The sequence below is a fragment of the Actinorhabdospora filicis genome, assembly GCF_030269765.1.
In the GTDB taxonomy this organism is placed as follows: domain Bacteria; phylum Actinomycetota; class Actinomycetes; order Mycobacteriales; family Micromonosporaceae; genus Actinorhabdospora; species Actinorhabdospora filicis.
Window position 1 is genome coordinate 469,639 of record NZ_BSTX01000003.1, and the last position, 24,143, is coordinate 493,781.

Sequence of the window (24,143 nt, forward strand, 5' to 3'; positions counted from 1 at the left end):
CTGTCCACGCCCCGGGGAACGGCCCCGGCCGCGCGGCCACCGGAGAGGATCCTCCCGCCATGTTCAACGCCACGACCCCGTTAGTCGACCGCCTGCGCGGCTGGATCGGCGTGGCCATCGCCGTCGCCTCCCTCGCCTGGTCGGTGTTCGTCTACCTTGTGCCGACCCTCGGGCTGAGAGGCGCCGGCGGCACCGACAAGACCGCCACGGAAGGCGGCGTCGACGCGGTGCTGGGCATCGCGGGCTTCCGGCACGCCACCGTCGACCTTCCATGGTGGACGGTCGTGGGCGTCTGGGTGGTGGAGGCCTGCGCGACGGCCTTCGTCTTCCTGCTGTGCGACCAGCTCGTCCGTGACCGCAGCTTCCCGTGGCGGCTGCAGAAGCCCACCCGGATCGCCGTCGGCGTCATCACCTCGACCCACCTCTTCGGTTTCCACCTGTGGTTCTTCTGGCCCCGGCTGACCTCGGCGGGCATCGCGGCCTCGATCGTGGCCTCGGTGGTGGTGATCGTCATGCTCAGGAAACACGCCGTCCGGCACTGAGCCGGTGCGCCAGGAACCCCACCCGCCCGGCCAGCTCCTCGGCGCACGCGTCGAAGGCCGCCGCCACGTCCGCGGCGCCCGAGGGGTCGGCGATGCTCCAGTGCGCCGCCCCCGGGAACGGCGGGCACTCCTCCCGCAGCCGGTCGCATAGGGTGACCACCAGCGCGAACGCCGCCGGGTCCACATCGGACACCGGCCGCGGCGGGCGCGCCGGGTCCAGCCCGCGCTCGGCCAGTACCCGCGCGGTCTGCGGATGCAGCTCCTTGGGACGGCTCCCCGCGCTCTCGGCGGCCACCCCGAGCGCCCGCAGCAGCGCCGCCGCGAGCTGCGAACGCGCGCTGTTGCCCGTGCACAGGAACAGCACGCGCACCCCCTCGGGCACCCGCGCCACCGGCGGCACCAGCGCCAGCCCCGGGTGCAGAGCGGCTCCCGCGTCCGACAGCAGCGCGCCGAAGCGGCCCAGATCGGCGGTGTAGTACGTGTCGCGCCCGTCGGCCGAGCTGCGCCGGGACCGCACCAGCCCGCCCGCGCGCAGCTTCCCCAGGTGATACGACACCAGGTTCTGCGGCTCACCCGCCAGCGCGGTCAGCTCACGGACCTGCCGGTCGCTGTCGGCGAGCGCGGCGAGCAGCGTCCAGCGCAGGGGATGGGCGGCGAGTCCGAGGATCTCCGGGGTCACCCGCCAAGCCTATCGAAGGATATTGCATCAATTCAGTTTGATGGACTAGCGTGAACGCATGGAGTACAAGTACTGCCCGATGTGCACCACCCCCCTCGTGCTCGCCGTCGACCCCTTCGACGACCGCGAGCGCGCCACGTGCCCCGGCTGCGGCTGGATCCACCGCCCGGCGCACCCGATCGGCGTCCTGGCCGTCCTGGAGCACGAGGGCGGGATCGTCCTGACCCACCCTCTCGGCGACGGATACGCCGCCCTGCCCGGGCTGTTCGTCGACCGCGGCGAGACGGTGGAGTCCGGCATCGCCCGCGCCGTGCGCGAGCAGACCGGGCTGGAGATCGCCGTCCTGGCCGACATCGCCCGCTTCACCCAGCCCGGCACGCCGCTGGGCACCGCCGTCATCGTCGGCGTACGGGCGCATTCGATCGGCGGGAGCCTTCTCACGCGTGGGAGCGACGGCGAGGTGGGGCTGTACGCGAGGGACGCGCTGCCGGAGATCATCCCGGTGCGGGCGGCGAACCTGCGGGTGATGGCGGCTTGGCTGGAGGGGTGAGGGGCGGCGTGTCGCGACACGGGGAACGCGACCCGCTGAGATAGATCTCCCGTATGACGAAGAGGGTCACCATCTCGGTTCCGGACGATGTCGCCGACGTGCTCGAAGCGCTGCCACCGGCCGAGGCGACCGCGCACCTCACCGGGGCCGTACGCCGACTGTGCGCCGCCGGGACCATGCGCGCGTCGCTGGCGGACTCCGGTGTGCGGGACGAGTCCACGATCACCCTCGCGATGGCGCTGGCCGATGCGGCGGCCATGCGCGCCGAGATCCATCCCGCACTCCTGGAAGCCGCCCACCTGCGACTGGCGGAGCTCCTCGGCCTGCCGGTCGAGGACGTGCGGGAGGCGGTCCGGCGGGGTCGTCTGTGACTCCCGGCGTGCCACCCCCAATCAGCGAGTTCTCACGCCCTACCTCCCCAGTTGATCACCTGGCAGGATTGGCGGATGTCCGACACCCTTCCCCGCCAGCTCGCCCGCACCCACTCCTTCACCCTCGGTGCCCCGGGCGACTGCTCCGTCACCGCCGACGGCACCGTCCTCTTCCTGCGATCGCGCGCCGGGGACGATCCGGCGCTGTTCCTGTGGGCCTACGATCCCGCCACCGGGGAGGAGCGCGTCGTCGCCGGTCCCGGTGACGAGCCGGAGGACCTGCCCGAGGCGGAGAAGGTCCGCCGTGAGCGCGAGCGCGTCCACGCGGCGGGCATCACCCGCTACGTCACCGACGGCGAGGGCACCGTGGCCGTCTACGGCCTCGGCGGCAAGGTCTGGATCGCCGACGTGGCCACCGGCGAGTCGCGTGAGCTGCCGGTCGCGGCGGGCGCGGTCGACCCGCGTCCGGACGCCACGGGCGCGCACGTCGCCTATGTCGCCGAGGGCGCGCTGCGCGTCATCGGCGCCGACGGGAGCAACGACCGGGTCCTGGCCTCCTCCGAGGACGAGGCCGTCTACTGGGGACTGCCCGAGCACGTGGCGGGCGAGTCGATGCACCGCTACAAGGGCTACTGGTGGTCCCCGGACGGCGCGTTCATCCTCGCCGCCGAGGTCGACGAGTCGCCGATCGCCACGTGGTGGATCAGCGACCCCTCCGAGCCGGCCGCCGCGCCGCGCTCCTTCCGGTACCCCGCCGCCGGTACCGACAACGCGATCGTGAAGCTGTGGATCCTGGGCCTGGACGGCTCGCGCGTCCCGGTCCAGTGGGACCGCGAGGGCTTCGAGTACGTCGCCACCGGCGGCTGGGACGCCCACGGCCCGATCATCTCGGTGCAGAGCCGCGACCAGCAGACCGTGCGGATCCTGGCCATCGACCCCGCCACCGGCGCCACCTCGCCGCTGCGGGAGCTCCAGGACGACAAGTGGGTCGAGCTGTTCCCGGGCGTCCCGGCGCGCCTGGCCTCCGGGAAGCTGCTCACCATCGAGGACTCCGACGACACCTGGTACCTGTGCGTGGACGGCGCGCCCGTCACGCCCCCGGCCACGCAGGTGCGCGGCGTCCTGGGCGTCGACGGCGAGAGCGTCCAGTTCACCGCCAGCACCAACGGCCTCACCGTGCACCTGTGGACGTGGGACGCCGAGGAGGGCCCGCGCCGCCGCAGCGTCGAGCCCGGCGTCCACCGCGGCGTGCGCCGCGGCGAGGTCTCCGTGCACGTCTCCTACACCCCCGAGCGCGTCGGACCCCGCGTGCGCGTCACCGCCTTCGGCCGCACCGGCGAGATCACCTCGCACGTGGAGCAGCCCGTGCTGACCGCCGTGCCCGAGTACAAGGTCATCGGCGAACGCAAGATCCAGGCCGCGATCTACCGCCCCACCGGCTACGACGGCGAGCGCCTCCCGGTGCTGCTGGACCCCTACGCCGGTCCCGGCGGGCAGAAGGTCACCGCCACCCTCGGCGGCGGCGCCCTCGCCTCGCAGTGGTGGGCCGACCAGGGCTTCATCGTGATCGTCGCCGACGGCACCGGCACGCCCGGCCGCGGCCCGGCCTCCGACAAGCTGATCCACCAGGAGAAGCTCGCCTACGCCCTGGAGGACCAGATCACCGCCCTCCAGGCGGTGGCCGCCGAATACCCCGGCCAGGTCGACACCGAGCGCGTCGCCATGCGCGGCTGGTCCTACGGCGGGTACCTCGCCGCCGCGGCCGTCCTGCGCCGCCCGGACGTGTTCCACGCGGGCGTGGCGGGCGCGCCGGTCACCGACGTGACCCTCTACGACACCCACTGGCAGGAGCGGTACCTGGGCCACCCGGCTCAGTTCCCGGACGTCTACCGCCGCAACTCGCTGCTGGACGACGCGCCCAACCTGCGCCGCCCGCTGCTGCTGGTGCACGGCTTCGCCGACGACAACGTGGTCATGGCGCACTCGCTGCGCCTGTCGGCGGCGCTGCTGGCCGCCGGGAAGCACCACGAGGTCCTCCCGCTGCTGCGCACCACGCACATGCCGACCGACGAGGAGAGCCGCATCGGGCTCCTCCTGCACGAGCTGGCCTTCCTCAAGCGCGCGCTCGCCGAGCCGGAGAAGTAGCCGAGAGGGTGGCTGGGCCTACGGGTCCAGCCGCCCGATCGCCAGCGCGAGCCGCAGCGTGAACGCGTCATGGGAGACCGTCGGGGAGAACCCGGTGACCTCCGTGATCCGCCGCAACCTGTACCGCACCGTGTTGGGGTGCACGTACAAGGCACGCGCCGTCCCCTCCAGCACGCCACCGGAGGTGATGAACGCGTCCATCGTCTCCAGCAGCTCGCCACCGGCCTTCATCAGCGCCTGGTAGACCTGGCTGGACAGGAAATGCCGCGCGCCCTGGTCGCCCAGCAGCGCGCGCTCGGGCATCAGCTCACTCGCCGAGACCGGGCGCGGCGCGTCCGGCCACGCCGCGGCGGCCCGGAAACCCATCTGCGCCGCCCGCGCCGACTCGCTGGCCTGCTCCAGCGTCGGGACCGCCGGGCCGACCACGATCGGGCCGTCCCCGAACTTCCCCGCCAGCTTCTCCACCGTCGCCAGCGGCTCGGCCACCCCGCCCAGGACCGCCACCAGGCGGTCGCCGTGCACGCCCGCCAGGACCTCCACGCCCAGCCGACGGGTCGTGCGGTGCAGCCCGTGCAGGACCGCGCTCGCCTCCCCGCCGGGGGAGCGGCCCACGGCCACCGACACCGGTGTGGCGTCGGACCAGCCGAGCGCGGCGGCGCGGGAGGTGAGCTCGTCCCCGGCCTCGCCGCGCAGCAGCGCGTCCACCAGCAGCGCCTGGAGGCGGGCGTCCCACGCGCCGCGCGTCTCGGCGGCGCGGGCGTAGACGCGGGCGGCGGCGAAGGCCACCTCGCGGGAGAAGCGCAGGACGGCGGCGGCCAGCTCGGCCTCCTCGCCCTTGGCGGCCAGCGCCGGGACCTGCGCCTCGACGACCTCGATGGTCACCTTCACCAGCGCCACGGTGTGCTGGAGGGAGATCGCGCGCGCCAGTTCGATGGGCGCGGCCTCGAAGACCTCGTCGCTGATGGCGGAGTCGGTGCCGTCGGCGCGCAGCCACTCCACGAAGGAGCGCACCCCGGCCTGGGCGACGAGCATGACCATCGAGCGCTGGTCGGCCGGCAGGTCCCGGAACCAGGGGAGGACCTCGTCCATCCGCGCGACGCTCTGCGTGGCCAGGGTCCCGGCCGCGCGCTCGACATTGCGGATCGTGGCGGCAAGGTTCATCGCGTCAGCCTGTCATGGGCCGGGGCACTGCGGGGCATGGGTCTCCGGTCGATCAGTCGTCCAGGTGCTCGGAGAACACAGTGGTGCTCTCATCGTCGATCATGCCGTACAGGTGACCGATCTCGCTCAGCGCGCCCGCGACGGTGTCCATCCGCGCGTCGGCGTCCCGGTACAGCCGCCGGTCGCGGGTGATGACCTGCTGGACGTCGTCGTAGAAGGCCAGCCCGAGCCCGAACGCGCGCGGCGTCAGGTGCCCTTCACCGGCCTCGATCTGGTAGCGGACGGCGTTGTCCCAGTAGGCGCCGTTGTCACGGAAGGCGTGGACGGTCCGGCGCAGCGCCACCGGGTCCATCCGCAGCTCGCCCTGCCGGTCGGTGGAGTTCCAGTCGGGCACCGGCAGGCGCCCGTCGACCACGCCCGCCAGTTCCTCGCCGAGGCCGTCGGCGGCCTTGTAGCGGCCGTTGGCCAGGTTCAGCAGCGCGCGGGCGACACCGGAGACGTACTCGGCGAAGCGGTCCACCACGCCCAGCACGGCCGGGATCGACTCGCCGGTGTGCCCGCCGTTCTGGGCGACCACGGCGGTGATCTCCCCGCCGGTGAGCCAGGTGCGGTCGACGATGCGTCCCCACAGCTCGGCCAGCGCGCGCCGGAAGGCGCGGACGGCCCGCGCGGTGCGGGCGGCGGAGTCGGCCATCGACCCCATCGCCCCCGTCAGGCGCGGCAGGTAGGCCTGGAAGGCCTCGGACCCGCCGCCGCTCCAGGACGGCGACAGCGCCGCCGCGGCCTGCCCGATCTCGTCGCGGGCCCGGCCGATCTCGGCGGCGACCTTGCCGTCGAGCAGGTCGCTGCCGGCGTCCAGGCGCTCGGGATCGCCCTTGGCCTCGCGCAGGACCCGGAAGGCCAGCGCGAGGGTCTCCCCGGCGTCGGGGCTGACGGCGGTGGCCTTGCCGTAGAGGTCCTGCGCGGCCGGGCGCAGGTCGGCGGGCAGCGTGGGGAGGATGTCGGCCATCGACTCCATTCCGTAAGGCTCGGTCACGACCGCTCACCCCCGAAGGCCGCGCCGACCGCCGAGGACGGGTCGTCGGGATGCCGCCGCCAGTTGCCGACGGTGTCGCCGGCGACGCGGACGTCGTCGTAGGCGTGCTGCCGCAGCGCGTCCACCGCCCGGTCGGCGGCCTGGAGCGCGGCGGTGATCATCTCCGCGACCGCCTCGGGCGTCTGCTGCCGCTTGGCGCCCGGGCGCAGCTGGAGGGACAGGACGTTGCCCGTGCCGTCGCAGATCGCGCGCGCGACGTTGCGGGGGGAGGTGGCCGTCACCCGTGCCGCGCGCAGTCTCTCGGCCAGTTCGCCGACCTGGCGGGTGGGTGAGCCCTCTTCGTCCACAGTGGACCTCCTAGCGGCGGTGTCGCTCGAAGTCGCGCCATATGCCGGCGGCCGACTCCGCGGCCTTCCGGCGCGCCCTGGCGAGGGCGGCGAGGACGGCCGCGCAGAGCTGGTCCTCCGTCGCTCTGTTGTACCGGACGCTGTCAAATTCGACCCGCTGAACCTTTCCGCGACCATCGCACGTGACCGTGGCCAGACCGTCCGGGGACCCCGCCGCGACGCGCACGTCGGCCACCCGCTCACGGACGTCCTCGGCGCGCTCGGCGGCGGCGAGCATGGAGCGCCGGGCGGCCGACAGCCGGCCGAGGAGACCCTCGACCTCTGCGGCGCGCTCCAGCATCTCCGCGTTCCCCATGGAACTCCCCGTATGTCAAGCCGTGCAGGCAAGTGTGCCAAACATTCGCCCGGCCGGACCGCTCAGTATTCGGCGATCACCACGTCGAGCCTGCGCGGCCCGTGCACGCCCTCCACCCGGCTCAGCTCGATGTCGCTGGTCGCCGAGGGCCCGCTGATCCACGTCAGCGGCGCGGTGGGACGCAGCCGCGCCAGCGCCTGCGCCACCCCGGGCGCGATCTGGCGGGTGAACAGCACGCACACGTGCCGGTCGGGGACGAGGGTGAGCGCGCGGCGGCCCTGCGCGGGCCCGGCGTCCAGCACGATCGTGCCGGTCTCGGCGACCGCCACCGCCGCGCCGGTCAGGACGGCGTCGACGGTGTCGAGCGCGGCCACGTCCGGATCGCGCAGGACACGGCCGGAGTGGGCCGACAGCCACGCCTCCGGCAGGTCCGGCGGCACCGCCAGCACCCCCACACCGGCGAGGACCCCGCCCAGCACCGCCGCCAGCTCACCCGGGCCCGCCCGGTGCACCACCGCCTTGTAGTCCCGCAGCCGCCCGGCCATCAGCTCCGGATCGCCCTGCGCCCGGGCGTCCACCACCGGACGCGGCGGAGCGGGCGCCTCGGCCGCCCCGTCCAGGGCACCGCGCAGCCGGGCCAGGATCTCCTCGCGCGCGCTCACACGCCCTCCTTCCACCGCTCCCGGAACGACTTCGCCGCCGGGAGCGGCAGGTCCCGCGCCGCCGTCCACGCCGACAGCGGCCACGGCGCCCGCCGAAGCGTCCGCCGCCTCCGCAACGGCAGCGCCGCCGCGCGCAGCGCCCGCGCGTAGCGGCGCGGATCGCGCATCACCCACGACATCGCCCGCATCGCCGCCCGCTCCACCGGGCTCTTGGGCGCCTCCTGCCGCAGATGCACCAGCACCCGCGGGATGTCGATCTTCACCGGGCACACCTCGTAGCAGGCCCCGCACAGCGTCGAGGCGAACGGCAGCGACCGGTTCGCCGCCACCCCCGTCAGCTGCGGCGACAGGATCGCCCCGATCGGACCCGGGTACACCGACCCGTAGGCGTGCCCGCCGGTGCGCTCATAGACCGGGCACACGTTCAGGCACGCCGAGCAGCGGATGCAGTGCAGCGCCTGGCGTCCCACCTCGTCGGCGAGCACCGCCGAGCGCCCGTTGTCCAGCAGCACGATGTGCACGGCCGACGGGCCGTCGGCCACACCCGTCCACATCGACGTGTAGGGGTTCATGCGCTCGCCGGTGGAGGAGCGCGGCAGCAGGCGCAGGAACACCTCCAGGTCGGCGAAGGAGGGCACGATCTTCTCCACGCCGACCAGGCTGATGAGCGTCTCGGGCAGGGTCAGGCACATGCGGCCGTTGCCTTCGGACTCCACCACCACGAGGGTGCCGGTCTCGGCGACGGCGAAGTTGGCGCCGGAGACGGCGACCTTCGCCGAGAGGAACTTCTCGCGCAGGTGGCGGCGGGCGGCGGCGGCCAGGTCGGCCGGTTCGTCGCTCACGTCCTGTGCCCCGGGCATCGCCGCGCGGAACAGGTCGCGGATCTCGCCGCGGTTCTTGTGGATGGCCGGGACCAGGATGTGCGAGGGGGTGTCCCCGGCGAGCTGGACGATGAGCTCGGCCAGGTCGGTCTCCACCGCGGTGATGCCGCGCGCTTCGAGGGCCTCGTTGAGGCCGATCTCCTGGGTGGCCATCGATTTGACCTTGACCACTTCGGACTCGCCGGTGGCCGCGATGAGGTCGCCGATGATCGCGCAGGCCTCGGTGGCGTCCCGCGCCCAGTGGACGGTGGCCCCGGCGGCCGCCGCGGCCTCCTCGAAGCGCTCCAGCAGCTCGGGCAGGTGGCGCATGGTGTGCGCCTTGATGGCGCGACCGGCCTCGCGCAGCTCCTCCCAGTCGTCCACCTCACCGACCACGGCGGCGCGCTTGGCGCGGATGGTGCCGGTGGCGTGGCGCAGGTTGCGGCGCAACCGGTCGTCGGCCAGCAGCGGCAGCGCGGCCCTGGGGAAGTCGGCGCCGGAGAGGTTGCCGGTGCCGTGCGTCATGAGCCCTCCCCGGCGGCCAGGATCTCGGCGTAGTGGACGGTCCGCAGCCCGGATCCGGCGCGGGACAGCCCGCCGCCGATGTGGGCGAGGCAGGAGTTGTCGGCGGCGGCCAGAACGTCGGCGCCGGTGGACTCGGCGGCGCGGCACTTGTCGGCCAGCATCGCCGCCGAGACCCCGGCGTTCTTCAGCGCGAAGGTACCGCCGAAGCCGCAGCACTCCTCCGCGCCGGGCAGCGGGACGAGGTCGATGCCGCGCACCGCCCGCAGCAGCCGCAGCGGCCGCTCGCCCAGCCCGAGGACGCGCATCCCGTGGCAGGTGGGGTGATAGGCGACCCGGTGCGGGTAGGACGCGCCGGTGTCGGTGACGCCGAGGACGTCGGTGAGCAGCTCGGAGAGCTCGTAGGTGCGCGCGGCCACGTCCGCCGCCTCCGGCACCAGGCGCGGATACCACTCGCGGACCATCGCCGCGCACGAGCCGCTCGGGGTGACCACGGCGTCGTAGGGGGCGAAGACCTCGGCGTAGTGCCGCACGAGCGGCAGCGCCTCGTCCCGGTAGCCGGAGTTGGCGTGCAGCTGGCCGCAGCAGGTCTGCGCCCCGGGGAACTCCACCGCGTGCCCGAGCCGCCGCAGCAGGCGCACCACCGCCTCGCCCGTGGCCGGGTACACGAGGTCGTTGACGCAGGTGATGAACAGCGCGAGCCGCATGGCCGCCATCCTGCCGTACGCCACGCGACCGCCGGTGGAGGCGGCACCACCCGCGGGAAGCGGCAGTAGGGCATCATCGCGGCGAAGCGCCGCTTCGGCGCGAATTCCGGCATCCCCTCAAAGAGGAGTACATCCGTGTACCCCGACGCCCTGACCGATCTCGAACAACGGCTCCACGACGGCGACGACATCGCCGACGCACACCTCCTGGCCGCGCTCCCGGCACTGCTGGCCAAGGCCGTCCACGCCGAGCCCGCCTTCCGCGACCGCGTCCTGCGCATGGCCGCCGCCGGCGTGACCGGCCACGCCCGCACCCGCCCCGAGCCGACCCGCCGCCACTGGGACGGCATGTGGCGCTCGGCCCTGCCGACCGTGCTCACCCTCACCGGGCACGAGCAGCCGCAGGTCCGCCGCACCGCCGTGTACCTGCTCACCGGCGCCACCGCGCACGCGCCGGACGTCTGCCGCGCCCTGCGGGAGCGCTACCCGCGCGAGCCCGAGCCCTACATTCGCGTGACGCTGCTGCACACGATGGCCGCGCTCGTCCCGGCCCTGCCCGAGCCGGAGAGGCGTGAGATGTACGAGTGGGCCGCGCCGCTGACCGGCCCGGCCGGTACGGAGGGCTCGTACGCGGCGGCGCTGCTGGTGCGGGCGGCGTTCTAGCCGAAGACCCGCATGAACGCCCAGACGCCCTCGTCCAGCAGGCGGTCCACCACCTCCGGCGCGATCTCCACCGCCCCGAAGTAGGACTGCCTGCCGCCCGGGTGGGGGCTCGATGGTGTGGAGGCCACGGTGGTCCTGGACGGCAACGGCGGCGAGACCGGACGGGCCCCGCTGGAGCGACCGGTGCTCGGCGGGCGGCAGGTGGTGTTCGGGGGGGCCTCGGGTACGCAGGTGGAGTCGTCGGCCGCGGATCTGTTCGAGCGGGGGACCGTCGCGCGGTCGGGGTGGTGGGGAAGGTGGTGTTGGTGCCGTAATTTCGATCCCACATGACTTCCCACATCGAGCGCGCCCGCGCCTCCCTCGACGGCCTGTCCGTCGGGGACGCGCTGGGCGCGCAGTTCTTCGTGCCCGCCAACCGCCCCCACCACCGCGACCACACCATCCCCCCGGGCCCGTGGCCCTGGACCGACGACACCCAGATGGCCGCCGCCCTCCTCACCCACCTGGAGCGGCACGGCACGGTCCAGCAGGACCGGCTCGCCGCCGACTTCGCCGAAGCCTTCGACCTCTACCGCGGCTACGGGCCCGGCGCGGGCCGCCTCCTGCGCCTGGTCCGCGACGGAGGCGACTGGCGCGAGCTGTCCCGCGAGTCCTTCGGCGGCACCGGATCCCTCGGCAATGGCGCGGCCATGCGCGTCGCCCCGCTCGGCGTGTGGTTCCACGGTGACCCGGACACCGCCGCCGCCCAGGCCGCCCTCTCCGCCGCGATCACCCACGCCCACCCCGAGGGCGTCGCGGGAGCCGTCGCGATCGCCGTCGCCGCCGCCACGTCCCCCGACGGCGTCCTCGATCGCGTCCTCCCGTACCTGCCGCCCGGCCCGCTGCGCGCCCGTGTCGACCGCGCCCGTGCCATCACCGACCCGGCCGAGGCGGTCTACGAGCTGGGCAACGGCGCCGAGGTCACCGCGCTCGACACCGTCCCGTTCTGCCTGTGGACCGCCGCCCGGCACGCCGGCGACTTCCGCGCGGCCTTCTGGGCGACCGCCTCCGCCGGGGGCGATGTCGACACCACCTGCGCCATCGTGGGCGGCCTGGTCGCGGCATGGGGAGCGCGCTCGCCGAAAGAGTGGCTCGCGAGGCGCGAGCCACTCTCCTGACGCGTGTGTCGGTGTCCGTCATCGGGGGTCACCGTGTGGCGGCCTCCTTCTCCGGCGTGGCGAGCTCGGGCCGGTCGCCCGTCCGGCGGACCCAGTAGGCCCAGGCGGCCGTTCCCAGCGCCATTCCCCACACCGCGAAGAGGGTGGCGGGCATCGTGGTTCCCCAGTTCTCCCACTCGGGGATCATTCGCACGCCCATCAGTCCGGCGGGGATCACCGCGATCGCCACGATTCCGGCGGGGATGACGGCGGTGAGGGGGTGGATCGGGCGTCCGGCGCGCCAGAACACCCAGCGGGGCCACACTTCGCCCCAGCGGGCCACGAGGCCGTGGGTGAGGAGGGCGCCGACGGCCGAGGCGGCGGCGAGGCCGAGGCCGATCTCCAGCATCCCGGGCGTGTCCTGCATCATCTTCAGGAAATCGTCGGTGATGCCGAGGGGCCAGCCGAAGTACCAGGCCAGGCGGGTTGTGTCGTAGGGGATCGTGGCGGCCAGCGAGACCCAGACCGCGATGCGGCCGATGCGGGCGGCTCTGGCGTAGGGGACGCGGCGGACCTTCGTGCGTCCGGCGGTGACGGCGGTCAGCGCCCACAGCGCGCCCCAGACGAACACCAGGATCAGGTTCACGCGGTGCCAGTAGAGGATGTCGCCGATGCCGTCCTGCGGTCCGGGGACGCCGGTGAAGGCGAAGACGATCAGCAGCGGCGAGAACGCCACCACGGCGAGCAGTGTGTAGTCGGGGATCAGCAGGCCGAACACACCCGCCTGGATCCAGGCGAGCACCAGCCACCACTTCTTCGCCGGGCGCTTCGCCATCACCACCGCCAGGACGGCCCCGGCGATGCCGATCGCGGCGATGAAGGGGCCGACCACGGCGGCGCGGCTGGGTTCGAGGAGGGAGGCCGACGAGTGGTCGTCGTCGACCTTCGCGAAGGGGTAGCCGTCCCCGCCCAGGGCCCAGTAGGCCCCGGCGAGTCCGTACAGCAGCGACCAGGCGGCGGTGGCGTAGGCGACCACGTGCGGTCGCGTCTTGACCCATCGGAACATGCCTCCAGCCTCATCGGACGGACGCGATCGCAGGAGATGCCGATCGGCACCTTCGGCCCCGCGTTGACCGCCCTCGATGTGCCGGACGGCACGGGTAGCCTTCGGCGGTGATCAAGATCGAGCTCGTCCGCGCCGACCACGCACCCGCCCTGCTGGCCTTCGAGCGGGCGAACCGCGAGTACTTCGCCGCCTCCGTGCCCGACCGCGGCGACCACTTCTTCACCGAGTACGCCGAACGCCACGCCGCCCTCCTGTCCCGGCAGGAGGAGGGGACCGACTGGTTCCACGTCCTGCTCGACGGCGACGCGGTCGTCGGCCGCGTCAACCTCGTCGAGGCCAACGACGGCTCGGCCGAGCTCGGCTACCGCATCGCCGAGAGCGCCACCGGACGCGGGCTCGCCACCTGGGCCGTCGGCGAGGTCGTCGAGCTGGCGCGCGGCTATGGGCTGCGCGAGCTGCGCGCCAAGACCACCGCCGATAACCTCGCCTCGCGCAAGGTCCTCACGCGCGCGGGCTTCACCGAGACCGGCGAGCTGGAGATCAGTGGCGCGCCGGGGTTCGGGTACGTGCTGGCCTTGTGAGACGAGCTGGAACCTTACAAGCGGAGGGTCGCAGGCCACCGGACGCGCGAGAGCGTGGGAGCCGCGCCGGGGCGGTGACGGTCCCGCCCAAGCCTTGCCCTGGAAGAGACCACCGTGCGATCCGGCCGGCGCTCGAAGGCTTCGCCCGCAGCTCCGAGCGGTGGGAGCGGAACCCCCGGGCGTGACGCACGCGAGGTCGCAGCCCGCCGCCATCGACACCGGAGTGGGCCATGTCGGGCTGCCCCGGCCATCCGTCCCCGGCCTGCGAAAAAGGGCCCCCACCCACCATCCGGTGGGCGAGAACCCGAGTGTGGGCGCGGCAGGTTTCGAACCTGCGACCCTCCGCTTGTAAGGCGGATGCTCTCCCGCTGAGCTACGCGCCCTTACCGCCCGTTAACCCGGGCGGGTCCGACAAGACTACCCACCGGCTTCCGGCGCGCGCACGCCACCCGTGGGCGGCGTGCGGGCCGGTCAGCCGTTGAGGTCGGCGAGGGCCTTGGCCCAGCGGGTGGGGTCGCGGGGTTCGCCGGGCGGGTTCATCTCCGCGAAGCGGATGACGCCCGCCCGGTCGATGACGAAGGTGCCGCGGTTGGCGACGCCCTTCTCGTCGTCGAAGACGCCGTAGGCCTGTGCGACCGCGCCGTGGGGCCAGAAGTCGGCCAGGAGGGGGAAGTCGAACCCCTCCTGGCGGGCCCAGACCTTGTGGGCGAAGACCGAATCGACGCTGATGGTGAGGACCGCCACATCGCCGGAGCCGAAGGCGCTCGGGTCGTCGCGGACGCCGCACAGCTCGCCGCGGCACACGCCGGTGAAGGCGAGGGGGTAGAAGACCAGCAGGACGTTCTTGACGCCGTGGAACGACGACAGGGTGACGTCCTGGTTGTTCTGGTCCCGCAAGGTGAAGTCGGGTGCCGTGGCGCCGACTTTCAGGGGCATCAGCGCCGGCCGGTCTTGGGGCTCACCAGGCGAGAAGCGATCCAGTCCTTGCCCGCGTTCACGTTCGAGGTCTGCTGGAGACCGACGGTCGAGGCCGCCTCGGCGATGTCGGAGGGCTCGATGTGCCCCTCGCGGCCCGCCTTGGGGACCAGCAACCAGATGACGCCCGACTCGGCGAGCGGCGAGCGGACGTCGACGAGCACGTCGGCGAGGTCCCCGTCCTCCTCTCGCCACCACAGGAGCACGGTGTCGACCACCTCGTCGGTGTCCTCGTCGACGAATTCATCGACCCGCTCCAGAACCGCGTCACGGAGTTCCTCGGCCACGTCCTCGTCGTAGCCGACCTCCATGACGACCTGTCCCGGCCCGATGTTCAGCCGATCGGCGAGGTCCTGGACTCCGCCGGCCTGACCAGCCGTCGCGCTCACTGTGTGGTGCCTCCTTGTCTCATGCCCATGTGTTGGTCATCGCGCGCCCTGAGAATAGCGAAAACCCGCCCGCGCGTGGTCGAGGAATGCCGCCCCGCCCGACGTGTGGTCGCCGTCCCAGTAGATCGGGTCCTCACGCTACCTGCCGGGGGCTCAGGGGGCAGGATGGGGAGCGACACCGTAGTCCATTCGTCGAGTTATGAGGGAACGCTAGTGTCCACCGAACGTAAGCGCCCGGTAATCAGCGACGGTCTGCCAAGCCAGCTACCCGACATCGACCCCGCCGAGACCGCCGAATGGCTGGAGTCTCTGGACGGCCTGCTCGACGAGCGTGGCCGCGAACGTGCGCGGTACGTCATGCTCAGGTTGCTGGAACGTGCCCGTGAACACCAGGTCGGTGTGCCCGCCTTGACGAGCACCGACTACATCAACACGATTCCTCCTGAGCGCGAACCGTGGTTCCCGGGCGATGAGCACATCGAGCGCCGCATCCGCGCCTTCATTCGCTGGAACGCCGCCATGCTGGTCCACCGCGCGCAGCGGCCCGGCATCGGAGTGGGCGGTCACATTTCGACCTACGCCTCTTCGGCGAGCCTGTACGAGGTGGGCTTCAACCACTTCTTCCGGGGCAAGCAGCACCCGGGCGGCGGCGACCAGATCTACATCCAGGGGCACGGCTCGCCGGGCATCTACGCCCGCGCCTTCCTGGAGGGCCGCCTCAACGAGCACCAGCTGGACGGGTTCCGCCAGGAGCTTTCGCACCCGGGCGGTGGGCTGCCGTCCTACCCGCACCCCCGCCTGATGCCCGACTTCTGGGAGTTCCCGACCGTCTCGATGGGCCTGGGCCCGCTTTCGGCGATCTACCAGGCGCAGTTCAACCGGTACCTGCACCACCGCGGCGTCAAGGACACCTCCCAGCAGCGCGTGTGGGCCTTCCTCGGCGACGGCGAGATGGACGAGCCGGAGTCGCTGGGCGCGATCCACCTGGCCGCCCGCGAGGAGCTGGACAACCTCACCTTCGTCGTCAACTGCAACCTCCAGCGGCTCGACGGCCCGGTGCGCGGCAACGGCAAGATCATCCAGGAGCTGGAGTCGATGTTCCGCGGCGCCGGCTGGAACGTCATCAAGGTCGTGTGGGGCCGCGAGTGGGACCCGCTGCTGGCCGCCGACGCCGACGGCGCCCTGGTGAACATCATGAACACCACCCCCGACGGCGACTACCAGACCTTCAAGGCCGAGTCGGGCTCGTTCGTCCGCGACCACTTCTTCGGGCGCGACCCGCGCACCAAGAAGATGGTCGAGGACTACTCCGACGACCAGATCTGGGGCCTCAAGCGCGGCGGTCACGACTACCGCAAGCTGTACGCGGCGTACAAGGCGGCCACCGAGCACACCGGCCAGCCGACGGTCATCCTCGCCAAGACCATCAAGGGCTGGACCCTCGGCTCCCACTTCGAGGGCCGCAACGCCACCCACCAGATGAAGAAGCTGACCGCCGACGACATCAAGACCTTCCGCGACCGGCTGTACCTGCCGATCCCGGACTCCGAGCTCACCGACCCGTACCTGCCGCCGTACTACCACCCCGGCACCGACTCCGACGAGTACCAGTACGCGATGGAGCGCCGCAAGGCGCTGGGCGGCTCGATCCCGGCCCGCAACACCACCGTGATCCCGCTGAAGCTGCCGGAGAAGCCCACCTACGACGTCGTCAAGCGCGGCTCGGGCAAGCAGAAGGTCGCCACCACGATGGCCTTCGTGCGGCTGCTGAAGGACCTCATGAAGGACAAGGAGACCGGACACCGCTGGGTGCCGATCATCCCCGACGAGGCCCGCACCTTCGGCATGGACGCCATGTTCCCGACGGCCAAGATCTACAACCCGAACGGGCAGAACTACCTCTCGGTCGACCGGGACCTGTTCCTGTCCTACAAGGAGGCCGAGAAGGGCCAGATCCTGCACCTCGGCATCAACGAGGCCGGATCGACCGCCGCGTTCACCGCCGCCGGCTCCTCTTACGCCACGCACGGCGAGCCGATGATCCCGATGTACATCTTCTACTCGATGTTCGGGTTCCAGCGCACCGCCGACTCGCTGTGGGCGGCCGCCGACCAGATGGTGCGCGGCTTCCTCCTCGGCGCCACCGCCGGCCGCACCACCCTGAACGGCGAAGGCCTCCAGCACGAGGACGGGCACTCCCACCTCATCGCGGCGACCAACCCCGCCGTGGTGGCCTACGACCCGGCCTTCGGCTTCGAGATCGCCCACATCGTCGAGGACGGTCTCCGCCGCATGTACGGCGACGACCAGGAGAACGTCTTCTACTACCTCACCGTGTACAACGAGCCGATCTTCCAGCCCGCCGAACCGGCGAACCTGGACGTGGACGGCGTCCTCAAGGGCATGTACCTGTACGCGCCCGCGCAGGGGCACCCGAACCTGCCCCGAGTACGCCTGCTCGCCTCCGGCACCGGCATGCAGTGGGCCCTCAAGGCCCAGGAACTGCTCGCCGCCGACTGGGGCGTGGCCGCCGACGTGTGGTCGGTGACCTCGTGGACCGAGCTGCGCCGCGACGCCGTGGAGGCCGAGGAGCACAATCTGCGCCACCCCGGCGAGGACGCCAAGGTCCCCTACGTGACCCGCCGCCTCCAGGAGGGCACCGGGCCCGTCATCGCCGTCAGCGACTTCATGCGCGCGGTGCAGGACCTCATCGCCCCCTGGGTGCCCGACACCTACGTGTCGCTCGGCACCGACGGGTTCGGCCAGTCCGACACCCGTGGCGCGCTGCGCCGCCACTTCAACGTCGACGCCGAGTCGATCACCGTGGCGGCCCTGTCGCAGCTCGCCCGCGCCGGGGTCGTCCCCGGTGAGGCGGCGGCGCAGGCGGCGCGGAAGTACGCGATCACGGACGTGACGGCGGCGGACGCGGGGGAGACCGGCGGGGACAGCTAGAGGGTTTCGGGGGCGGTCTCGGGCCGCCCCGTGGTGAGACCAGGGGCGGCCTTTGGGCCGCCCCTTTTGGGTGGGTGGCTGCGGTGTCCCGGCCGGTTGCGGGTTGTTGGTGCGAGAGCGCAGGCGCTTCGCCCTGCACCCGACCAGGCGCTTCGCCCTGGACCAGACCAGGGAACTCCGTCCCCTGGACCCCGGAAGTCAAAACACTTCCCCCGAGCCGGAGGAGGGCTCAGTTTTTCGGCACCCGCTTGGGGTGTGGCTCTGGGGGTTGGTTGCGCCGCTGCACGCGCGCGTCCCTCACAGACACACGGTCAAGACACTTCCCTCTCGGCGGTGGTCGCTCTTGCGTCTCGGCCTACGGCTGCGTGTTGCTTGCGGTGGTTTGCGGTGTGTGTGGTCGTGGCCCGGCTAGACCGCTTGGGTCACCGGTGCCCACAGTCTTCGCTGGTCACCCGGTAGGGCGGCGCCGCCCACGACCATGAACGAGGTCTCGAAGTACGGGGTGACTCCCGAGGCCGTCAGCCAGTCGCGGAGGTCGGTTTTGGCGTGCAGGGCGTCCACGCGGACCTTTCCGCCGTCCTTGGCGGCGATGTCGGCGATCAGGGCGCGGGCGGTGCGGGCGTCGTCGGCCACGACCGGGCCGATGACCAGCATCGACGTGTTCCGCCAGGCCGCGGCGTAGCCGGAGCCGTCCTCGGCCACCACGAAGTGCTCGGCCGCGCCGAACAGGGTGGTCAGCAGGTCGGAGCGGTCGGCGCCGAAGGCGATGAGGTCCCCGGCCAGGACGCGGGGGAGATCGGCGTCGGTCACCGGGCGTGTCGCGGGGCCGTCCGGGCGGGGGCCGTCGAAGACGCCGACGTGGGTGACGTTGCGGTCGGTGGTCCGGAAACCGAGCTTCTCGTAGAGCGGGCGGCCGATCTCGGTCGCGTACAACGACACCACCGCGACACCGGCCAGGCCCATCGCGTGCGTCATCAGCCGCCGCCCGAGCCCGCGGCCCTCGAAGCGCTCGGCGACCAGGACCATGCCGATCGCCGCCGACGTCGTCCCGTAGCGGGTGAGCGTGCAGCAACCGGCGAGCTCGCCCGACGGGCCGTCGATGCCGTAGACCTCGGCGACGTCGAACAGGAACCGCCACTTGGGATCCTCCGGCCCCCAGTCGCGGGAGACCGCAAGGTCCATGCAGGCCGCGCGGTCCTCGTAGGTCAGGCGGCGGACGGGGACGAGATCGGCGTCGGTCCACAGGTCGTGTCGCAGCATGGTCGCCTTTCGTCGAGGTGCGGGGCGAGGATATGCGGGGCCCTCCAACCGCACCAGTCCATTTCCAGGTGGCGGTGGCGGGCGGGTAGGTTCCGACACATGATCGAAAATCTCGGCCCGGACGTGCTCGCCCACGGCGCCCAGTTGCGCGAGGTCTACACCGAGGCGTTTTCCGGACCGCCCTGGGGCGAGGACCCCACCGAGACCGCCCGGTGGTGGGAGCGCGCCACCGCCGACGTCCGGCGGCCCGGCTTCCGCGCGGTGGTGGCCCGCGGCGAGCGCGTCGACGGCTTCGGTTTCGCGTGGACGACCGCGGCGCCGTTCCCGCGCGACCGGGCCTACCGGCGCGTCCTGGACCTGCTCGGCGAGGACGGCGTCGCGCGCCACCTCGTCGGCGCCCTGGAGGTCGACGAGCTCGCCGTGCGCCCCTCGGCGCAGGGGACCGGGCTCGGCCGCCGCCTGCTCGCCGAGCTCGTGGGCGAGCGGCCCGCCTGGCTGCTGACCGCCCGCAAGGCGGTCGACACCGTCGCCTTCTACGACCGGGTCGGCTGGCGCCGGGCCCCCGCCCTGCCGGGGCAGGAGGAGAACCCGGTGATCGTGTTCCTGTCCCCACAGGACTGAGCTCTTTCGTTTGCGCCCCAGGAGATCCGGGTGATCCCTGAGGGCGCCTCCGGCATTCACCTGCTAGCTTTTCTTGGCATGTGCAGGATGGAGCTATGACGTCCCCCCATCTCGTCCAGGTCCTCGCCACGCTGTCCAATCCGCACCGGATGCGGGTCGTGGCGGCGCTGGCCGCCGAACGCGGCTATGTGAGCGACCTGGCGCGGCGGCTCGGGATCAGCCGCGCCCTGCTCCAGCTCCACCTCAAGAAGCTGGAGGCGGCCGGGCTGGTGAGCGCCACCCTGGAGTTCTCCGCCGACGGCAAGGCCCTCAAGTTCTACGAACTGATCCCCTTCGACCTGCGCCTGACCCCCGAGACCGTCGCCCTGGCGGCGCGGACCCTGCCCGAGGAGAGTGATACCCCATGAACGACTGCATCGAAGTCATCGGCGTGGTCGGCATGTTCGTCCTGGTCATCGCGACCGTCGTCACGGTGCTGCGGCAGGTCGGGCAGAGCCGCCGGGCGCGGCTGGTGCTGGCGCGCGAGCGGTCCTACGAGTCCCTGGCGGACCGCTCGGTCACCGAGCAGGAGCACGCCCGGCGCGAGCTGGCCGAGCTGCGGGACCGCGTCACCGCACTGGAGAAGATCCTCGCCGAGGTCGACTGACCCGGTACACGAGCCCCGGGCCGCCGAGCGGCAACTCGGCGACCCGGTGAAGGAGTTCCACCCCGCCCGAGGGCGGGTCTTCATCGCGTCACCCCTTCACCGAAAGGACAGCATTCATGCTGCCCGAAATCAAATCGGACCGCGTGACCGCCTGGTCACTGCGGCACCGGGCCCTCGCCGTGGGGCTCTGGTTCGCCTTCGTGGCCGCCGCCGTCCTGGCCGGCTCCCAGTTCTCCGGAGGCGCCCGCGCCGAGGATCCCGGCGACACCGGGCGCGCCCAGCGGGTCCTGGACGCCCAGGAGGACCGGGGCGCCTACGACCCCGCCCGCGAGAGCGTCCTCACCGAGCCCGCGGCGGCGGCCGGGCCGCTCGCGGAGGCCCTGCGCGCCCGTCCCGACCTCGTCGCCGAGGTCCGCTCGCCACTGGACGCCGACGGCGCCGACCTGCGCTCGGGCCCGGCCGGGCTGGTCACCTTCGCCATCGCCGGGCCGCCCGAGGGCGTCCGGGACGCCTTCACCGCGGTGAGCGCCCTCATCGCCGAGCACGCCGCGGCCCACCCGGAGGCCCGCTACGACCAGACCGGCGACCTGTCGCTGTCCACCGTGGTCGATCAGGCCATCAAGGAGGACGTGCAGCGGGCCGAGTTCATCAGCCTGCCGCTGACCCTGGTGGTCCTGGTCATCGTGTTCGGCGCGCTCGTGGCCGCCGCGATCCCGCTGCTGCTGGCCGCCAGCGTGGTCGCCGCCGGATTCGGCGTCCTGGCAGTCCTGGACGACGCCGTCCCGATGAACAGCGCCACCTCCGTGATGATCATGCTCGTCGGCATGGCCGTCGGCGTCGACTACGCCCTGTTCTACCTGCGCCGGGTCCGCGAGGAGAGGGCCGCCGGACGCCCCACCGCCGAGGCCGTGCGGACCGCCGCGGCCACCTCCGGCCGGGTCGTCACCGTCTCCGGCATCACCGTCGTGCTCTGCCTGGCCGGGCTGCCGCTGACCGGACTGGACAACTTCACCGGCCTCGCCCTCGGCACCGCCGTCGTGGTCGGCCTCGCCCTCGCCGGCTCGGTCACGGTGCTCCCGGCGGCCCTGTCGCTCCTCGGCGAGCGCGTCGACCTCGGCCGGGTGCCGTTCCTGGGCCGGACGCGCGAGTCGCGCCTGTGGGGCGGGATCGCGCGCTCGGTCACCCGCCGTCCGCTGCTGTGGGGCGCCCTGGCGGTCCTGGCGCTGCTGCTGATGGCGCTCCCCGCGCTCACCATGCGCCTCCAGAGCCCCGCACCGACCGAGAGCCTGACCCCGGACGTCCCGGCGGTCGCCGCGGCCCTGCGCGTGCAGGAGGCCTTCCCCGGGGCCGCCTCGCCCGCGCGCGTGGTCCTGTGGGGCCCGGGCCTGGCCGAGGTGGACCCGGCGGTCGCCGAGCTGCGCGGGCGCGTCACCGGACCGGTCGCGGCGGCACGGGTCGGGGACGCGCTGGTCCTGCGGGTCCCCCTCCCGGGCGCGGGCGGTGACGAGGAGTCGGTCGCGGCGCTGGAGCGGCTGCGCTCGCGGGTGCTGCCGGAGACGGTGGGCCGGGTGGACGGCGTGGACTTCGCGGTGGCGGGCCGCACCGCCTTCGCGCACGACTTCGCCGCGCGGCTGACCGCGCGCACGCCACTGGTCTTCGCCTTCGTGCTGGTGACGGCCTTCGTGGTGCTGGCGGTGGCGTTCCGCTCGGTGGTGGTCTCGCTGATCTCGATCGCGCTGAACCTGCTGTCGATCGGGGCGTCCTACGGAGTCCTGACCTGGGCCTTCCAGGGCGGCGCGCTGGAGTCGCTCCTGGGCTTCCGGGCCTACGGCGGTGTCGTGGACTGGCTGCCGCTGTTCATGTTCGTGCTGCTGTTCGGGCTGAGCATGGACTACCACATCTTCGTGCTGAGCCGCGTCCGCGAGCGCCGCCGGGCGGGCCTGGCGATGCCGGAGGCGGTCACCGGGGGAGTGGCCGCCAGCGCGGGCGTGGTGACCGGCGCGGCGGCGATCATGGTGGCGGTGTTCTGCGTGTTCGCCAGCCTGTCGGCGGTGGAGTACAAGATGCTCGGGGTCGGCATGGCGGTGGCGATCGCGCTGGACGCCACACTGGTCCGGGGGATCCTCCTGCCGGTCGCGCTGTCCCTGCGCTTCGCGCGGCGCTCCCTGTCCGTCTAAGGGAAGTGGGACGCGGCCGGGCTCCTCACCTCTTGGCCGCGTCCCCGCTTGCGCCCGGTGGGAGAATCGCCCATGACCTTCGCGCCGCTGACCGCCGCACCCCGTCCCGCCAAGCCCGATGACGTCTGGATCCCGGTGCGCGGCAAGGAGGCCGGGCACGCCGCCGACGGCTACCTGACCGTCGCCGAGGCCGGGGACGCCGCGCTGATCTGCGTCGGCTCACTCGACGGCGACCGTCTCCTGTGGACGAGCGAGGCGCCCGCCGGGGTGACCACGACCCTGTGGTCGGAGCTGTTCGCGCGCCCGGAGTTCGGCCAGGGACCGGTGCTGCGCGCCGTGCAGATCATGGACTGGCGCGCCGGGCACCGCTATTGCGGCTCGTGCGCGGCCGAGCTCGCCGACTGCGCGGGCTACCTGTCGCGGAAGTGCCCCTCGTGCGATCGGCTGTACATGGTCGGGCTGAACCCGGTGGTGCTGGTGCTGGTGACGCACGAAGAGCGGGTGCTGCTGGTGCGGCACAGCTACCAGCTGTCGCACAAGTGGCTGCTGGTGTCGGGGTACATGGAGTCGGGGGAGACCTTCGAGCTGGCCGCCGCGCGGGAGGTCTTCGAGGAGACCGGGGTGCGCCTGGCGTCGCTGGCCTACGCGGGCAGCGGGCCCAGCGCGTTCGGGGACCCGCACGTGCTGATGGCGGGTTTCGAGGGGATCGCGGCCTCGCCGGAGGTCGTGGTGGACCCGGTGGAGATCGAGGAGGCCCGCTGGTTCACCCGCGAGGAGGTGCTGGCGCTGCCGGAGGAGGTCAAGCCGCTGCGCGGGGTCCTCGGCCGGGAGCTCCTGGACCGCTGGACCGCGGGAGGATGATCACCCCGGCGTGGACATCGCCGGGGGATTAGCTTAGCCTCACCTTAGCTACCGAGGTGAGGAGTTACATGACCACCCTGTCGGCCGAACCCCTCGGCGCGCGCCTGGCCCCGCACCTGTCCTACCCCCTGGTCAGCGTCGCGCCGGGCGAGGGCGAGTGGCACAGCCTGAGCTCCATGCTCACCGGTGACGGCCTCTTCGGCCAGTTCCGGCGCCTCGCCGAGCGCACGGCCTCGCCGCCGGAGGTGCAGGTCACGCACGTGATGGGCTGGCTCGCGGCGGCGATCTCGATCCCGATGGTGACCGCCTGGCGGCTGGAGGGCGTGGTCCCGCTGCTGGACCCCGACGAGACCTTCGTGCGGCCCGACGAGGGCGGCTGGTTCAACGCGACCGCGATCGGCGAGCCGGTCACCGTCGACGGCGACGAGGCCACCCTCATCCGGCACGTGACGGCGCTGATGGAGCCGCTGGTGGCGCGCGTGCTGCCGCACTCGCGGCTGGGCCGCCGCACGATCTGGGCGGTCATCTCCGACCGGATGTGGGTGAGCCTGTACCCGCGTGACCCCAGTGACCCCTCCTGCCCGGACGCCAAGGTCCGCCTGGAGTCGCTGTTCGCCGGTTGCGGCCCGCTGGACCAGCGGCGGCGCTGGACCTCGGTGGACCTCCCGCCGGACCGCTCGGCGCTGGCGCCGACCGCCTCGGCGTGCTGCCTGGCCTACAAGAGCGAGGGCGGGGAGTACTGCGCGGTGCTGTGCCCGAAGACCTCCGAGGGGCAGAAGCAGGACGAGCTGCGCACCATGTGCGCTCGTTAGAAATGGGAGTGCGCCCGTTAGAAGCGAAGACACGTGAACGGCCCCCGGGAGAACCCGGGGGCCGTCT

The 24,143-nt window shown here is 72.8% G+C and carries 27 protein-coding genes and 1 tRNA gene; 14 read left to right on the plus strand and 14 right to left on the minus strand.

The window, feature by feature from the left end; genetic code table 11:
- Window positions 1-59: 59 nt before the first annotated feature.
- Window positions 60-542, plus strand: coding sequence for a hypothetical protein (locus QSK10_RS22420; RefSeq protein WP_285664899.1), 483 nt, complete (start codon window positions 60-62; stop codon window positions 540-542).
- Here the strand turns inward: QSK10_RS22420 and QSK10_RS22425 are convergent.
- The gene (locus QSK10_RS22425) at window positions 517-1,221 is read right to left on the minus strand and encodes an arsenate reductase/protein-tyrosine-phosphatase family protein (RefSeq protein WP_285664900.1); all 705 of its coding nucleotides are present in this window, start codon (window positions 1,219-1,221) and stop codon (window positions 517-519) included. The two genes, QSK10_RS22420 and QSK10_RS22425, sit on opposite strands and share 26 nt — an antisense overlap.
- 58 nt (window positions 1,222-1,279) lie before the next feature.
- Between QSK10_RS22425 and QSK10_RS22430 the strand changes: the two genes are divergently transcribed.
- The 3 genes from QSK10_RS22430 (at window position 1,280) to QSK10_RS22440 (ending at window position 4,287) form a co-directional block, all read left to right on the plus strand.
- Window positions 1,280-1,771 carry an NUDIX hydrolase gene (locus tag QSK10_RS22430; RefSeq protein WP_285664901.1) on the plus strand — a complete coding sequence of 164 codons (492 nt, stop codon included), beginning with the start codon at window positions 1,280-1,282 and terminating at the stop codon, window positions 1,769-1,771.
- Between the two features lie 53 nt (window positions 1,772-1,824).
- On the plus strand, window positions 1,825-2,142 hold the full coding sequence (locus QSK10_RS22435) for a hypothetical protein (RefSeq protein WP_285664902.1): 318 nt from the start codon (window positions 1,825-1,827) through the stop codon (window positions 2,140-2,142).
- 75 nt (window positions 2,143-2,217) lie between these two features.
- Window positions 2,218-4,287 (plus strand): prolyl oligopeptidase family serine peptidase, encoded by a 2,070-nt coding sequence (locus QSK10_RS22440; protein ID WP_285664903.1) that lies wholly within the window; start codon window positions 2,218-2,220, stop codon window positions 4,285-4,287.
- Between the two features lie 18 nt (window positions 4,288-4,305).
- On the opposite strand, the gene QSK10_RS22445 is transcribed toward QSK10_RS22440, so the two are convergent.
- From QSK10_RS22445 to QSK10_RS22475, 7 genes are all read right to left on the minus strand, one after another.
- Entirely contained in the window at window positions 4,306-5,448 is a 1,143-nt protein-coding gene (locus tag QSK10_RS22445; protein ID WP_285664904.1) for a PucR family transcriptional regulator, read from the minus strand.
- 52 nt (window positions 5,449-5,500) lie between these two features.
- Window positions 5,501-6,484: a WXG100 family type VII secretion target gene (locus QSK10_RS22450; protein ID WP_285664905.1), complete on the minus strand. Its 984-nt coding sequence runs from the start codon at window positions 6,482-6,484 to the stop codon at window positions 5,501-5,503.
- Window positions 6,481-6,831: a YbaB/EbfC family nucleoid-associated protein gene (locus QSK10_RS22455; RefSeq protein ID WP_285664906.1), complete on the minus strand. Its 351-nt coding sequence runs from the start codon at window positions 6,829-6,831 to the stop codon at window positions 6,481-6,483. The genes QSK10_RS22450 and QSK10_RS22455 overlap by 4 nt, the downstream gene beginning before the upstream one ends.
- 10 nt (window positions 6,832-6,841) lie before the next feature.
- A complete protein-coding gene (locus QSK10_RS22460) occupies window positions 6,842-7,186 on the minus strand; it encodes a YbaB/EbfC family nucleoid-associated protein (RefSeq protein ID WP_285664907.1) in 345 nt (114 codons plus the stop codon).
- A gap of 62 nt (window positions 7,187-7,248) precedes the next feature.
- On the minus strand, window positions 7,249-7,848 hold the full coding sequence (locus tag QSK10_RS22465) for a LutC/YkgG family protein (protein ID WP_285664908.1): 600 nt from the start codon (window positions 7,846-7,848) through the stop codon (window positions 7,249-7,251).
- Window positions 7,845-9,233 carry a LutB/LldF family L-lactate oxidation iron-sulfur protein gene (locus QSK10_RS22470; protein WP_285664909.1) on the minus strand — a complete coding sequence of 463 codons (1,389 nt, stop codon included), beginning with the start codon at window positions 9,231-9,233 and terminating at the stop codon, window positions 7,845-7,847. The genes QSK10_RS22465 and QSK10_RS22470 overlap by 4 nt, the downstream gene beginning before the upstream one ends.
- Window positions 9,230-9,937: a (Fe-S)-binding protein gene (locus QSK10_RS22475; protein ID WP_285664910.1), complete on the minus strand. Its 708-nt coding sequence runs from the start codon at window positions 9,935-9,937 to the stop codon at window positions 9,230-9,232. Before QSK10_RS22475 ends, QSK10_RS22470 begins: the two co-directional genes overlap by 4 nt.
- A gap of 135 nt (window positions 9,938-10,072) precedes the next feature.
- On the opposite strand from QSK10_RS22475, the gene QSK10_RS22480 reads away from it, so the two are divergent.
- The gene (locus QSK10_RS22480; RefSeq protein ID WP_285664911.1) at window positions 10,073-10,600 is read left to right on the plus strand and encodes a hypothetical protein; all 528 of its coding nucleotides are present in this window, start codon (window positions 10,073-10,075) and stop codon (window positions 10,598-10,600) included.
- Here QSK10_RS22480 and QSK10_RS22485 read toward each other — a convergent pair.
- Window positions 10,597-10,728 carry a hypothetical protein gene (locus QSK10_RS22485; RefSeq protein WP_285664912.1) on the minus strand — a complete coding sequence of 44 codons (132 nt, stop codon included), beginning with the start codon at window positions 10,726-10,728 and terminating at the stop codon, window positions 10,597-10,599. The two genes, QSK10_RS22480 and QSK10_RS22485, sit on opposite strands and share 4 nt — an antisense overlap.
- Window positions 10,729-10,926: 198 nt before the next feature.
- Here QSK10_RS22485 and QSK10_RS22490 point away from each other — a divergent pair, with 198 nt between their 5' ends.
- Window positions 10,927-11,757, plus strand: coding sequence for an ADP-ribosylglycohydrolase family protein (locus tag QSK10_RS22490; RefSeq protein ID WP_285664913.1), 831 nt, complete (start codon window positions 10,927-10,929; stop codon window positions 11,755-11,757).
- A 28-nt stretch (window positions 11,758-11,785) separates the two neighbouring features.
- On the opposite strand, the gene QSK10_RS22495 is transcribed toward QSK10_RS22490, so the two are convergent.
- Window positions 11,786-12,802, minus strand: coding sequence for an NYN domain-containing protein (locus QSK10_RS22495; RefSeq protein WP_285664914.1), 1,017 nt, complete (start codon window positions 12,800-12,802; stop codon window positions 11,786-11,788).
- 107 nt (window positions 12,803-12,909) lie between these two features.
- On the opposite strand from QSK10_RS22495, the gene QSK10_RS22500 reads away from it, so the two are divergent.
- Window positions 12,910-13,383: a GNAT family N-acetyltransferase gene (locus tag QSK10_RS22500; RefSeq protein ID WP_285664915.1), complete on the plus strand. Its 474-nt coding sequence runs from the start codon at window positions 12,910-12,912 to the stop codon at window positions 13,381-13,383.
- 311 nt (window positions 13,384-13,694) lie between these two features.
- On the opposite strand, the gene QSK10_RS22505 is transcribed toward QSK10_RS22500, so the two are convergent.
- From QSK10_RS22505 to QSK10_RS22515, 3 genes are all read right to left on the minus strand, one after another.
- Window positions 13,695-13,766: transfer RNA gene (locus QSK10_RS22505), tRNA-Val, on the minus strand.
- An 88-nt stretch (window positions 13,767-13,854) separates the two neighbouring features.
- Entirely contained in the window at window positions 13,855-14,319 is a 465-nt protein-coding gene (locus QSK10_RS22510; RefSeq protein ID WP_285664916.1) for a peroxiredoxin, read from the minus strand.
- Complete coding sequence (locus tag QSK10_RS22515) at window positions 14,319-14,747, minus strand: DUF3052 domain-containing protein (protein ID WP_285664917.1); 429 nt, start codon at window positions 14,745-14,747, stop codon at window positions 14,319-14,321. The genes QSK10_RS22510 and QSK10_RS22515 overlap by 1 nt, the downstream gene beginning before the upstream one ends.
- A gap of 213 nt (window positions 14,748-14,960) precedes the next feature.
- Between QSK10_RS22515 and aceE the strand changes: the two genes are divergently transcribed.
- Complete coding sequence (gene aceE, locus QSK10_RS22520) at window positions 14,961-17,699, plus strand: pyruvate dehydrogenase (acetyl-transferring), homodimeric type (protein ID WP_285664918.1); 2,739 nt, start codon at window positions 14,961-14,963, stop codon at window positions 17,697-17,699.
- Between the two features lie 408 nt (window positions 17,700-18,107).
- On the opposite strand, the gene QSK10_RS22525 is transcribed toward aceE, so the two are convergent.
- Window positions 18,108-18,959, minus strand: coding sequence for a GNAT family N-acetyltransferase (locus tag QSK10_RS22525; RefSeq protein WP_285664919.1), 852 nt, complete (start codon window positions 18,957-18,959; stop codon window positions 18,108-18,110).
- A gap of 99 nt (window positions 18,960-19,058) precedes the next feature.
- Between QSK10_RS22525 and QSK10_RS22530 the strand changes: the two genes are divergently transcribed.
- From QSK10_RS22530 to QSK10_RS22555, 6 genes are all read left to right on the plus strand, one after another.
- Window positions 19,059-19,580 (plus strand): GNAT family N-acetyltransferase, encoded by a 522-nt coding sequence (locus tag QSK10_RS22530; RefSeq protein ID WP_285664920.1) that lies wholly within the window; start codon window positions 19,059-19,061, stop codon window positions 19,578-19,580.
- Window positions 19,581-19,675: 95 nt separating this feature from the next.
- A complete protein-coding gene (locus QSK10_RS22535; protein ID WP_285664921.1) occupies window positions 19,676-19,987 on the plus strand; it encodes an ArsR/SmtB family transcription factor in 312 nt (103 codons plus the stop codon).
- Window positions 19,984-20,226, plus strand: a complete 243-nt coding sequence (locus tag QSK10_RS22540; protein WP_285664922.1) for a hypothetical protein — start codon at window positions 19,984-19,986, stop codon at window positions 20,224-20,226. The genes QSK10_RS22535 and QSK10_RS22540 overlap by 4 nt, the downstream gene beginning before the upstream one ends.
- Before the next feature lie 116 nt (window positions 20,227-20,342).
- Window positions 20,343-22,403, plus strand: a complete 2,061-nt coding sequence (locus QSK10_RS22545) for an MMPL family transporter (RefSeq protein ID WP_285664923.1) — start codon at window positions 20,343-20,345, stop codon at window positions 22,401-22,403.
- Between the two features lie 72 nt (window positions 22,404-22,475).
- Complete coding sequence (locus QSK10_RS22550; protein WP_285664924.1) at window positions 22,476-23,264, plus strand: NAD(+) diphosphatase; 789 nt, start codon at window positions 22,476-22,478, stop codon at window positions 23,262-23,264.
- Window positions 23,265-23,332: 68 nt separating this feature from the next.
- On the plus strand, window positions 23,333-24,076 hold the full coding sequence (locus QSK10_RS22555; protein WP_285664925.1) for a (2Fe-2S)-binding protein: 744 nt from the start codon (window positions 23,333-23,335) through the stop codon (window positions 24,074-24,076).
- The last annotated feature ends 67 nt before the right edge of the window (window positions 24,077-24,143 follow it).

Bases quoted from the DNA above. Each gene is read 5' to 3' on its own strand.
- QSK10_RS22470 (WP_285664909.1), bottom strand. From the start codon at position 9,233: ATGACGCACGGCACCGGCAACCTCTCCGGCGCCGACTTCCCCAGGGCC.
- QSK10_RS22445 (WP_285664904.1), bottom strand. From the start codon at position 5,448: ATGAACCTTGCCGCCACGATCCGCAATGTCGAGCGCGCGGCCGGGACC.
- QSK10_RS22420 (WP_285664899.1), top strand. From the start codon at position 60: ATGTTCAACGCCACGACCCCGTTAGTCGACCGCCTGCGCGGCTGGATC.
- QSK10_RS22530 (WP_285664920.1), top strand. From the start codon at position 19,059: ATGATCGAAAATCTCGGCCCGGACGTGCTCGCCCACGGCGCCCAGTTG.
- QSK10_RS22555 (WP_285664925.1), top strand. From the start codon at position 23,333: ATGACCACCCTGTCGGCCGAACCCCTCGGCGCGCGCCTGGCCCCGCAC.
- QSK10_RS22440 (WP_285664903.1), top strand. From the start codon at position 2,218: ATGTCCGACACCCTTCCCCGCCAGCTCGCCCGCACCCACTCCTTCACC.
- QSK10_RS22510 (WP_285664916.1), bottom strand. From the start codon at position 14,319: ATGCCCCTGAAAGTCGGCGCCACGGCACCCGACTTCACCTTGCGGGAC.
- QSK10_RS22475 (WP_285664910.1), bottom strand. From the start codon at position 9,937: ATGCGGCTCGCGCTGTTCATCACCTGCGTCAACGACCTCGTGTACCCG.
- QSK10_RS22460 (WP_285664907.1), bottom strand. From the start codon at position 7,186: ATGGGGAACGCGGAGATGCTGGAGCGCGCCGCAGAGGTCGAGGGTCTC.
- QSK10_RS22490 (WP_285664913.1), top strand. From the start codon at position 10,927: ATGACTTCCCACATCGAGCGCGCCCGCGCCTCCCTCGACGGCCTGTCC.
- QSK10_RS22430 (WP_285664901.1), top strand. From the start codon at position 1,280: ATGGAGTACAAGTACTGCCCGATGTGCACCACCCCCCTCGTGCTCGCC.
- QSK10_RS22535 (WP_285664921.1), top strand. From the start codon at position 19,676: ATGACGTCCCCCCATCTCGTCCAGGTCCTCGCCACGCTGTCCAATCCG.
- QSK10_RS22525 (WP_285664919.1), bottom strand. From the start codon at position 18,959: ATGCTGCGACACGACCTGTGGACCGACGCCGATCTCGTCCCCGTCCGC.
- QSK10_RS22540 (WP_285664922.1), top strand. From the start codon at position 19,984: ATGAACGACTGCATCGAAGTCATCGGCGTGGTCGGCATGTTCGTCCTG.
- QSK10_RS22495 (WP_285664914.1), bottom strand. From the start codon at position 12,802: ATGTTCCGATGGGTCAAGACGCGACCGCACGTGGTCGCCTACGCCACC.
- QSK10_RS22550 (WP_285664924.1), top strand. From the start codon at position 22,476: ATGACCTTCGCGCCGCTGACCGCCGCACCCCGTCCCGCCAAGCCCGAT.
- QSK10_RS22435 (WP_285664902.1), top strand. From the start codon at position 1,825: ATGACGAAGAGGGTCACCATCTCGGTTCCGGACGATGTCGCCGACGTG.
- QSK10_RS22545 (WP_285664923.1), top strand. From the start codon at position 20,343: ATGCTGCCCGAAATCAAATCGGACCGCGTGACCGCCTGGTCACTGCGG.